The 10,806-nt window shown below is 37.1% G+C and carries 8 protein-coding genes; 2 read left to right on the forward strand and 6 right to left on the reverse strand.

Going from position 1 to position 10,806, the window contains the following annotated elements; all coding sequences use genetic code 11:
* Window positions 1–40: 40 nt before the first annotated feature.
* Complete coding sequence (locus H5084_RS13140; RefSeq protein WP_182690760.1) at window positions 41–1,999, reverse strand: DNA topoisomerase III; 1,959 nt, start codon at window positions 1,997–1,999, stop codon at window positions 41–43.
* Window positions 2,000–2,278: 279 nt separating this feature from the next.
* Between H5084_RS13140 and H5084_RS13145 the strand changes: the two genes are divergently transcribed.
* Window positions 2,279–2,845, forward strand: coding sequence for a hypothetical protein (locus H5084_RS13145; protein ID WP_028870259.1), 567 nt, complete (start codon window positions 2,279–2,281; stop codon window positions 2,843–2,845).
* Window positions 2,846–2,992: 147 nt separating this feature from the next.
* Here H5084_RS13145 and H5084_RS13150 read toward each other — a convergent pair whose 3' ends face one another.
* Both H5084_RS13150 and H5084_RS13155 read right to left on the reverse strand, forming a co-directional pair.
* Entirely contained in the window at window positions 2,993–3,544 is a 552-nt protein-coding gene (locus H5084_RS13150; protein WP_028870258.1) for an NADPH-dependent FMN reductase, read from the reverse strand.
* 528 nt (window positions 3,545–4,072) lie between these two features.
* The gene (locus tag H5084_RS13155) at window positions 4,073–4,309 is read right to left on the reverse strand and encodes a PA3496 family putative envelope integrity protein (protein ID WP_028870257.1); all 237 of its coding nucleotides are present in this window, start codon (window positions 4,307–4,309) and stop codon (window positions 4,073–4,075) included.
* Window positions 4,310–4,672: 363 nt separating this feature from the next.
* Here H5084_RS13155 and H5084_RS13160 point away from each other — a divergent pair, with 363 nt between their 5' ends.
* Window positions 4,673–5,725 (forward strand): aldo/keto reductase, encoded by a 1,053-nt coding sequence (locus H5084_RS13160; protein WP_182690761.1) that lies wholly within the window; start codon window positions 4,673–4,675, stop codon window positions 5,723–5,725.
* 264 nt (window positions 5,726–5,989) lie between these two features.
* On the opposite strand, the gene H5084_RS13165 is transcribed toward H5084_RS13160, so the two are convergent.
* The 3 genes from H5084_RS13165 to upp form a co-directional block, all read right to left on the reverse strand.
* On the reverse strand, window positions 5,990–8,404 hold the full coding sequence (locus H5084_RS13165; protein WP_182690762.1) for a DNA polymerase II: 2,415 nt from the start codon (window positions 8,402–8,404) through the stop codon (window positions 5,990–5,992).
* A 206-nt stretch (window positions 8,405–8,610) separates the two neighbouring features.
* On the reverse strand, window positions 8,611–9,885 hold the full coding sequence (locus tag H5084_RS13170; protein WP_182690763.1) for a uracil-xanthine permease family protein: 1,275 nt from the start codon (window positions 9,883–9,885) through the stop codon (window positions 8,611–8,613).
* A gap of 126 nt (window positions 9,886–10,011) precedes the next feature.
* Window positions 10,012–10,638 carry a uracil phosphoribosyltransferase gene (gene upp / locus H5084_RS13175; RefSeq protein ID WP_182690764.1) on the reverse strand — a complete coding sequence of 209 codons (627 nt, stop codon included), beginning with the start codon at window positions 10,636–10,638 and terminating at the stop codon, window positions 10,012–10,014.
* Between the last annotated feature and the right edge of the window lie 168 nt (window positions 10,639–10,806).

The raw sequence follows: 10,806 nt of genomic DNA on the forward strand, positions 1-10,806 counted from the left end.
AACAGTCCTCCATATCTATAAGCTAGGCGCCCTTCAATAATTATTTTGCTACTCTTTTAGTTTTAGATACTTTCTTAACTAAACCAGGCTTTTTAGTCGTCGCTTTTCTTTTCGTATATGATTTTTTAAACCCACTTTGGCCCGTTACCGGTAAATTAACCAGTGATTGAGGGCCATCACTGATCGCCTTTTTAATAATTTCACCAAGCTGCTCCTGCAATGGAGAGACAAACCCTTGATAACTTTGTTGCTTTTGGCTAATTGCATTTAACTGCATTTCCCATAACGCAGTCATATCGGGTAACGTCAAACTATCCGGTAAACTCTCAATTAACTTACGACCAACCTCTGTTGCCTGAATCGTTTTACCAATTCGCTGTAAAAATTGACGCTTAAACAATAGTTCTATAATCCCAGCTCTTGTTGCTTCAGTACCCAATCCATCGGTTTCTTTAAGCACTTTTTTAAGTTCTGAATCTTTAACAAAACGTGCAATATTACTCATTGCGGCTAATAAAGTTGCATCGGTGAAATGAGCTGGAGGCTGTGTATTTTTATCAATGACTTCACCACGTTGACAGTATAATATTTGCCCTTTTTTTAATGTCGGTAAAAAATTTTCCGTTTCTTTTTGGGGAAATAATACCTTCCAACCATCGCTTTGTTTTGATTTGGCTTTACTAATGAACAGGCCTTTATTGATCTCAATCTCAGCAACACATTCAGCATAACAATAATCATCATAAAATTGACTGAGATACTGACGAGCAACCAATTGATAAATATTTTTAGCAACAATATCTAACGAACTAGTGGATTTTTTAGTATCCGTTGGAATAATTGCATGGTGTGCATCTACTTTACTGTCATTCCATGCCCGCCCTTTAATCGACAGATTTGCATCCTGCACAGCTTGATGCAATAACGGTTCATTATTTGCAACAGCTTGAGTAACGTATTTAGCTTGTTGGTGATGATTACGCGGTAAATAACGTGAATCTGAACGCGGATAAGTAATTAGTTTGTGGCGCTCATAGAGAGCTTGCGCTGCATCTAAGACTTGTTGCGCACTGTATCCAAAACGTTTTGCGGCATCAATTTGTAATCCAGATAAGTTGTAAGGCAATGGAGCAACTTGTTTTTTATTTTTCTTAATAAAGCTTAATACTGTGGCAGGTTGGTCGGTGATCCTAGTCGCTACATTTTCAGCCAATGCTTTGATCAGCACTCGGCCTTCTGGATCTTGGTAGGGAGCGCAAGCCTCACTAGGTTGCCATTTAGCCGTAAATACCTGCTCTGTATTTTTATTTTCCATCAAATGCGCTAATACTTCATAAAAAGGTTTACTAACAAACTGCTCAATCTCTTTATCACGCTTTGCCACTAACCCTAACAATGGCGTTTGTACTCTCCCCACTGAAATAACCCCTTTATAACCCGATTTTTGGGCTAATAAAGTATAAGCACGGGTTAAATTTAAACCGTACAACCAGTCGGCACGCGTTCTTGCTAATGCCGAAGTTGAAAGTGGAATAAAATCTTGGTTTGAACGTAAATTTTGAATGGAACGTTTCACCGCATTAACGGTTAAATCGCTTATTAAACAACGCTCAACTTGTTTTAATTTATTGCCTTTAACACCACTAAAATGAATCACTTCATCGACCAACAGTTGACCCTCTCTATCAGGGTCCCCAACATGCACTAGTTGGTCAGCTTGTTTAATTAACTTTTTTAAAATACTTAATTGCTTGCTCGTTTTGGCAACAGACTTCAATTTCCATTGTTCAGGAATGATCGGTAAATGTTCAAACTTCCATTGCTTAAAGCTCGAGTCATAGGCTTCAGGATCTACTTGAGTTAATAAATGCCCGATACACCAACTCACCACATCACCATTACCAGCATAAATACAACCATCAGCTTTACGATGTGGTTTAGGTAATGCATCTGCAACCGCACGCCCTAGGCTAGGTTTTTCAGCAATATATAGTTTCAACGTTTACTCCAACTGTTTTTATAGACAGTATTTTATCTGTTCCCATAATTCAAGCCTTGGTCGCTTTTATTTGCAACTATGTCCACTATTGCTTGACTAATAAGCAATACTTTTAACTAGGTGTCTTTTATAATATTGGTATTACTTTGCATTATCGCCATATGCTTACCTTAATAAAACACCAGATTGATTAAATAACATTGTTTGAATGAACCAAACAGATTTTTAAAAAACATTGAAATAGTATATTTGATAACGAATTTAACGAGAGAACCAAATATGAAACTAACCAAAAAAGTAACATCATCATTATGTCTATGTAGTGTGTTATTTGTTGCAGCCTGTAATGCCGATGAAATCAACCAAGATTCTGCAGTAGCAGTGCTTGACGCTCCATTAAGCACCAAACAAGTAAGCCACGCAAAAGCAACGGTGGATACTGTAATTGACGCAGAGACGCTATATAAAACTTCTGCAGCCAAAAAAACTGAGCCCACTAAATCTTGGGACGAAGTTAAAAAGTCCAGTGAAGAGATCTGGGATAAAAGTAAAAAAATAAGCCAAGATGCATTAGAGACGGGTAAAGAAACCACCAGCAAAGCATGGAAAGAAGGCACTGAATCAAGCCAAGAAATGTGGGAAACTAGCAAAGAAAAAAGTAAAGAAATTTGGGATAAAAGTAAAGAAACCAGTAAAGGCCTTTGGGAAGATGGTAAAGAATCAAGTAAAGAGTTATGGCAAAAAGGCAGTGAAAAGCTAGATAAATTATTTGAAGAGTCAGATGCACCAGAAAAAGGTGATGCTTTTGATAAAGCAAATCAAGCTTTTGAGTCTGATGAAATTTAACGATATAAAAATTTTACGATGCGAAAATTTAAATAAGCCCAAAGATCACACAACAAACAGATAACTTACCCCTGTACTTATTCAGATTATAAGCACAATAAAGATGCATTAAATTAATGCATCTTTATCAGGAACAAAACATAAAAATCACATTACTGTGCTAACACCTATATCATTAACTAACAGTGTGACTAAGTCTCTTAGTTTGGCATCAATTTCTTTATTCTTTACCGAACGAGTTTCAATATTATAGTTATCAAAAAAGTTTGGCATAGACAGCGAACCCTTTAGATCAGCTGCAAAATAAGGAGCAGATCCCACCGCCGAGGCCAATACTGATGCCGCTCCACCAGGACCAGGAGAAGCGGATAACATTAACATCGGTTTATTTTGGTACACTTTAATGTCGATACGTGAGGTCCAATCAAAAAGATTTTTATAAGCTGCTGTGAATGACCCGTTATGCTCTGCATAAGAAATAACAATGGCGTCAGCTTCGGTAATTTTGTCGTAAAAGTCCTGTGCCTGTTGCGGTTTTCCTAACTCTACTTCTCGTTGAATACTATAAATTGGCATTTCAAAATCATTAAGATCCAATAATTCAACTTCAGCTCCTTCTATTAAATGTGCGGTGTAGTTTGCTAGCTTCCGATTCATTGAGTTTTTTGAATTACTGGCTGCCAATGCTAATACTTTCATGCGGAATCCCTTACTGATGATCACTTTTTAAATGAGGATAATAATTAAAATACACCGAAAATGACTCTATTAATGGAATAGGCTAAGGTATATTAATTTTATTAATAAATTATTCTTTCATATATAACTAACTGATTTTTTTTCCTAACAATATTAGATCATATTCAGCGCTAAATTGGTATGGCTGATTGATACTAATTACTCTCGGGTTTAGTGACATCAATTGCAGAATCATATGAATAGTAAGAAAACAGAACAAAGCAGAACAAAGCGGTATGGAAAAATGTGCTGGAATAGTTCAATACCATAGAATGGTGTTTGTGAAATCAATTGAATCCTAGATTCTCATAACAAGTGGGAAAAATGTAAAAAAAAGGCTGATGTTTCCATCAACCCTTTTTAACAGATAAAAGGATAATATGCCCCGTACTTTGACCTAAGCTAAATCACTAACATTAGTATTTAATGAAGTTAACTTTTTATAAGCAAGTTACAAAGCAACATTATTAATTTATCTATAAAAATATGTTAACTATCTAAGTAATCTAAGTCGTCGTAATCATCACCTAATAGTTCTTTTAAACGTCTTCTTTCTTTTAACTCTTCAATACTACGGCGAACTTTGCCTCTTTTTCTATCATTTAATAATGCTTGTTTTTTCTTCATCGATGCATTTTCTTCATCCCAATCATCTTCAGGAAAAAAATCAGTGATATCTTGAGTCTCATCTTCAGTTTGTAGAGAGTTTCTATTTGAGTGTGCCATTTTAATTCTCCAATCATGACAGTATTGCTATGCCGTTATAGGCTTATTTATAACTACAAAAAACTAATTTTAAATATTAAGTACGGGAGACTTTTATCTACGATTAAATAAAAAACCATACCTACTCTTTTTAACTCATTATTTAAAATAATTCGATAAAAATTTACATAAAAAATAAGATTAAAAATCATTTTCTATAAAATATGAGATTAATCAGTCATTTTTTTGATTATTAAGTCAATTTAATGATAAAAAAATATTGACGATAATAATTATCACTCTATTTTTCACCTATTCGATAATATACAACAGCTTCATAAGCAGTTACATTAAGAGTTTTTTTCAAGATATAAAAGGGTGAGTATGCAGTTTTCAACGTTAGGCAGTAGTGATGAATCAGTTTCTCGAATTTGTTTAGGAAGCATGACATGGGGCTTGCAGAATAATCAACAAGATGCAGACCAACAAATAGCCTATGCATTAACACAGGGTATTAATTTCATCGATACCGCAGAAATGTACGCAGTGCCTCCTTCTGCTGATACATATGGAAAAACAGAATCAATCATAGGCCATTATTTAAATAATAATGCCAGTCAACGTAAAGATATCATTTTAGCTTCAAAAATTGCCGGATCAGGACTACCTTGGGTAAGAAATGGCGGCGATATAACCGGTGAAGCAGTGATCAGTTCAGTAGAAGCCTCTTTAAAACGCTTACAAACGGATTACATTGATCTTTACCAATTACATTGGCCAAATCGTCAGTCTCCTCATTTTGGACGTCACATACCTAATACGTTTAAATTCTCTGATAGCGAGACAGCACGACAAACAGATTCGATGCTCGATATACTTCAAGGTTTAGATAAGTGTGTTAAAGCTGGGAAAATAAGATACTGCGGTTTATCAGACGATACACCTTGGGGCATTAATAGCTTCTTAAAACTTAGTGAGCAACATAACTTACCGCGTATGGTATCTATTCAAAATGAGTTCAATTTATTACATGCCAAAGATTGGCCATATTTAATCGAAAACTGTGTACATGAAGATATCGCGTACTTACCTTGGTCACCATTAGCAACAGGCATGCTAAGTGGCAAATATTTAGATGGACAATGTCCAGCAGGCAGCCGTTGGAGCATTAAGCAACGTAATGGTTTATTTAGAGATACGCCTGAAAGTGAAGCAGCGGTGAAAGCTTATCAAGACATTGCCCATCAGAATGGCATAACCACGGCACAATTGGCCTTGAAATGGTGCGACCAAATAGATGGTGTAACGTCGACCATTATTGGCGCGACTAAAATGACGCAATTAAAAGAGAACATCGAAGCATTTAAAGCGCCTTTATCTGAACAAGCGTTAAGTGATATCAGTGCGGTATTTAAAAAGTACCCAGCGCCTTATTAAGAATGAATAACACCAGCCTCTATAATAACAAATAAGTAGGCTAAATTAGCCTATTAAACATGCCTAAATCAGTGCCGAAGCTGACGCAAACACTTCGGCACTTTTATCACTTCACTTCTCACTGTATTTGATAATAGTCGGGATAGCTCACCTTCTACTTTTGATGTTTAACGTTGGCACTTAGTCTTGATAACTGTTGTGTTAAGCACAACCTAATAGGCCTAAGAATACCATTTAAGCTAAATAGCTGATCATTCTCGTTGGTTAAAATAGAGACATTTGATCCGACGTTATCATATTAAAATCTTTACCTAATACAGGCAAAATTGCCTCTGCAATAGGTTTTAGTTGTTTATCGATGTACTGCTGATAATCAATATCAGAATGACAATATTCTTGCGGTTCTGGCCCATTTACTGTTAATAAATAACCAATGCGCCCGCGTTGCTGATAGCGCAGTGGTAACCCTAACGCTGCATTTTGTTGATCTGCTAGTCGTGCGGCACGTACTTGTGGGGGAATGTTTTTAATATAATCAGCCAGAGGACGACGTAGTCTTTTATGATAGACAAGCTTATCATCCAACAAACCTTGTTTTAGTTGCTCAATGGTATCAGTGATATATGCTTCAACAGGTAACTCGGCAAATATCTTTTGATATAACGTTTTTTGAAACGTTTGCGCTAATTCAGTCCAATCTGAGCGCACGGTTTCCAACCCTTTAAATACCATTTTTTCACCACTTTCAGTGGCGGTTAACCCTGCATAACGCTTTTTAGAACCTGTATCTTGGCCGCGTAGGGTAGGCATAAAAAACTTAGAAAAAGCCGTTTCAAATTCTATCTCTAAAAAGCAATCAAGATTAAAGTCCAGACGTAATAAATCAGCCCAATACTGATTGATATCCAACGCGAGTTGTTGGCCAATTTGATTCGCTTGCTGTAAATTTTTGCAATCTTTGAGGTAGACAAAAGTGGAGTCAGTATCGCCATAGATGACTTTTTGCCCTTTGTTTTCAATAAAACGCGCAGTTTGTTGCATAATTTGATGTCCACGCAAGGTGATTGAACTCGCTAAGCGCGTATCATGAAACCGACAACCTGCAGATCCTAATACCCCATACATACTGTTCATAATAATTTTTATGGCATGTTGAAACGCATTATTTTTTTCTTTTTTAGCTTGTTCTCGCGCACTGGTTAATGTGTTTAATAAACTAGGCAGATGATGTTCAGTTCGACTAAACCTTGCCCCTCTAAATCCAGGAATTGTTTCTTCTTCAGGAGCTAATAAACCTTCAATCATGCCCATTGGGTCAATTTTAAAGCTACGAATGATATTTGGATAAAGCGATTTAAAATCGAGTACTAGCACCCATTCATATAACCCAGGGATCGAATCCATCACAAATCCACCGGGAGAGTGTTGTGCTTGAACATCTCCTAGATTGGGCGCGATATAACCACTACGATGTAATAATGGTAAATATAGATTAGTAAAGGCGGCAACTGACGCCCCCCTTCTATCCAAAGCAAGTCCTGTTAATCGTGCTCGCTGGATCGTATATTCTGCGAGTTGTTTGTCTTCAAAAATGCGTTCAACTAATAAACAGTCCTGCAAGTTATAACGTGCAAGTGTAACGGGCTCTTGCTCAAATTGGCGTTTAATCTCTAGCCCTTTGTCACTATTGGTTTCAATTAACTTACCTTCACCGAATAAACTCTGACTGACAAACTCCAAGCTATAGCTTTCAAAATGTAGACTGGCATTCTTTAATGCGTCGATACCGTCTAACACCACACGCCCGTTCAGTATGACTGAGCCACTATCGGGATCATCTCTATGGGTTAACCATTTTAATGCACTACCATCTCGGCCAATGGTTAACGGGACATTAAGAATTTGAGCACGTTGCGCTAATAAACGCATATCAAAGTTAGCAACTGCCCAGCCAATGATCGCATCGGGATCATATTGATCAAACCAAGTAATTAATTGCAATAATAATGACCGTTCATCTTTAACCCAAATGATATTAATATCATTAGCAGCTTGAGGCCTTCCTATCATCAATACCGTATGGTGTGCTTGCTTTTTGTCGCCTACATTATGCATGCTCAATGCAATACTATACAGCTCACTTTGGGGGCTACATTCGACATCAAGTGACACCATATTTAAGGTTGCATTGGCACTGATAACATCGGGATTAATTTCACTAGATACCGTTGCTTGCTGACAAGACCAATACTTTCCTAACCATTCAATTTGACCAGAAACTTTCACCAAACCATAGATGAAACGCTCCATTAAAAATCGATCGCTGAGTTTAATATCTCCTTCATAGGTGGCAATATTTTGTTGCATTAATGCTAATTGGCACCATTTATGAAGTTGTTGTTTAACGGTGTAAATAGCACACACTTTTTTGCCATTAAAGGTTTTAATATCAAGCGGACGAATAAAATTAGGCTGACAGTTTTCTTGTTTCCAAACTTGTTCAGCTTGCTCAAGTTGATCCTGTTCAATCAGAAATACATAACGTTGTTGTGGCACCACAAGTCGGCAAGGACCACGTTCGGTGCTTAACCAAAAAATAAGATCGACACCATTCGCCGTCTCAACTTGTTGACGCGATAGAATTAAACCGGATAGAGAGGTAATAGAAGATTCTGTCATGTTGCTATTTTAGGATAGTTTCAACGTAAACGTTACCGCTTAATAAAAGTAATTAAAAACAAAGCATAGTGTTCTATTTAAAGGAAAAAAACAGGGCAAAAAAAGAGGCTGATACTCAGCCTCTTTTTAGATGTCATATTGTATGCTATTACGTGTGAATAGTACGTGAAAATACTTCAAAGCATGGATACTGAAACCATTTAAAACTACGCTCGATGACGAGGTAATAACAAATTCAGTAAAATGGCGACTATACCGCAAAGGCTCACACCTTGTAGGCTGAAGGAACCAATACCCAATGCCATACCGCCAATACCAAACACTAAGGTCACTGAAACAATACACATATTACGTGGCTGTGAGAGATCAACGCGATGGCGGATCATTGTATTTAAACCCACAGAAGCGATCGTACCAAATAACAACATCATGATGCCGCCCATGACTGCACCAGGTATGGTTTGTAATACAGCACCAAATTTACCAACAAAGGCTAATAAGATGGCAATGACTGCTGCCCACATCATTATTTTTGGATTAAAGTTACGTGTTAGCATAACCGCGCCAGTCACTTCTGAATAAGTAGTATTAGGAGGACCGCCAAACAACGAAGCGGCACTGGTCGCAATACCATCACCAAACAAAGTACGATGTAATCCTGGTTTTTTAAGATAGTCTTTACCGGTGACGTTGCTAATAGCGAGAATATCACCCACATGTTCAACGGCTGGCGCTATTGCGACTGGGATCATGAATAACACTGCATGCCAATTCCACTCGGGTGTAACGAACTGAGGAATACTTAACCAAGCAGCTTCTGAAATGGCACTGAAGTCAAGAATACCAAAAAATAGTGATAATAAATAACCAACAATTACACCACAGAAAATAGGGACTAATTTAAAGATCCCTCTTGCTAAGGTTGATACTAATAGCGTGGTAATTAAAGAAGCAAAAGAGATAATCATCGCGGTATTTTGTTCAATCAATACCATACTTGCATCACCCGTTTTACCCAACGCCATATTAACAGCAACAGGGGCCAGGCCAAGACCAATCACCATGATCACAGGGCCAACTACCACTGGCGGTAATAATCGATGAATAAAATCAACACCTTTAAGTTTTACTGCATAAGACATCAGCATGTAAACAACACCTGCGGCAAATAAACCAGACATAGTCGCTGGAATACCCCAAGTTTGAACGCCATAAGCAATAGGTGCAATAAATGCAAAAGAAGAGGCTAAGAAGATTGGAACCTGTCCTTTTGTTACCAATTGAAACAAGAGTGTTCCAATGCCCGCAGTAAATAACGCGACATTAGGATCTAACCCAGTGATCAATGGCATTAAAACCAATGCACCAAAGGCAACAAATAACATTTGAGAACCAGCAAGTAGTTGCTGAAATACGTTAAGATTGGCAGTAATATCTTGCTCAGGTTGTTTGGATTGTTCTTCTGAGGCGATGTCAGACATGAATAATTCCCTTTAATAATTTGAAATCGTAAAGCTTACTTTTATGAGCACGTTGACTTAAATATTTTCATCAATAAAAATGTTAAGTAAACATGCTCTACATGCTTGAAAGTGACTGTTTAGTCTTTATTTAGTACCAAATATTTTGTCACCTGCATCACCTAAACCAGGGACGATATAACCACTATCATTCAAATGTGAATCGATAGAAGCCGTATAAACTTCGATATCTGGGTGTGCGGCTTCTAGTGCTTTTAAACCTTCAGGCGCAGCCACTAAAATTAGGACCTTAATATTGGTACAACCGCTTTCTTTAATCAGGTCTAATGTTGATATCATTGAACCGCCTGTTGCTAGCATTGGGTCAACGACTAATGCTAAACGTTGGTCAATTTGGCTCACTAATTTTTGGAAATAAGGAACAGGCTCTAATGTTTCCTCATCTCGATAAATACCCACCACACTGACTTTTGCACTTGGGATATAATCTAAAACACCATCCATCATACCTAAACCCGCACGTAAGATAGGCACAACAGTGACTTTTTTACCGGCAATTTGTTGAACTTCTAACTCACCTTCCCAACCTTGGATTGTCACTGTTTCTAGCTCTAAGTCTTTAGTCGCTTCATAGGTTAATAAACTGGCAACTTCACGCGCTAACTCACGAAAACGTTTGGTACTAATATCCGCTTCACGTAATAAACCTAATTTATGTTGGATAAGAGGATGTTTTACTTCAACTACTTTCATGATATTTCTCCAAAAGGGTATAATTAAAAATTGGCTAATAATAACAGCTCAATATATTAGGATAATGTTTTGCGTCATTATAAATTGAAAATGCGCAGTTGTTTTAAAAAATAAAAAATAAAGAATAAAAAATTTAAAAAAAAGGCTAAGAAGTGATTCTTAGCCTTT

The organism is Psychromonas sp. SR45-3 (assembly GCF_014163575.1).
Classification (GTDB): domain Bacteria; phylum Pseudomonadota; class Gammaproteobacteria; order Enterobacterales; family Psychromonadaceae; genus Psychromonas; species Psychromonas arctica.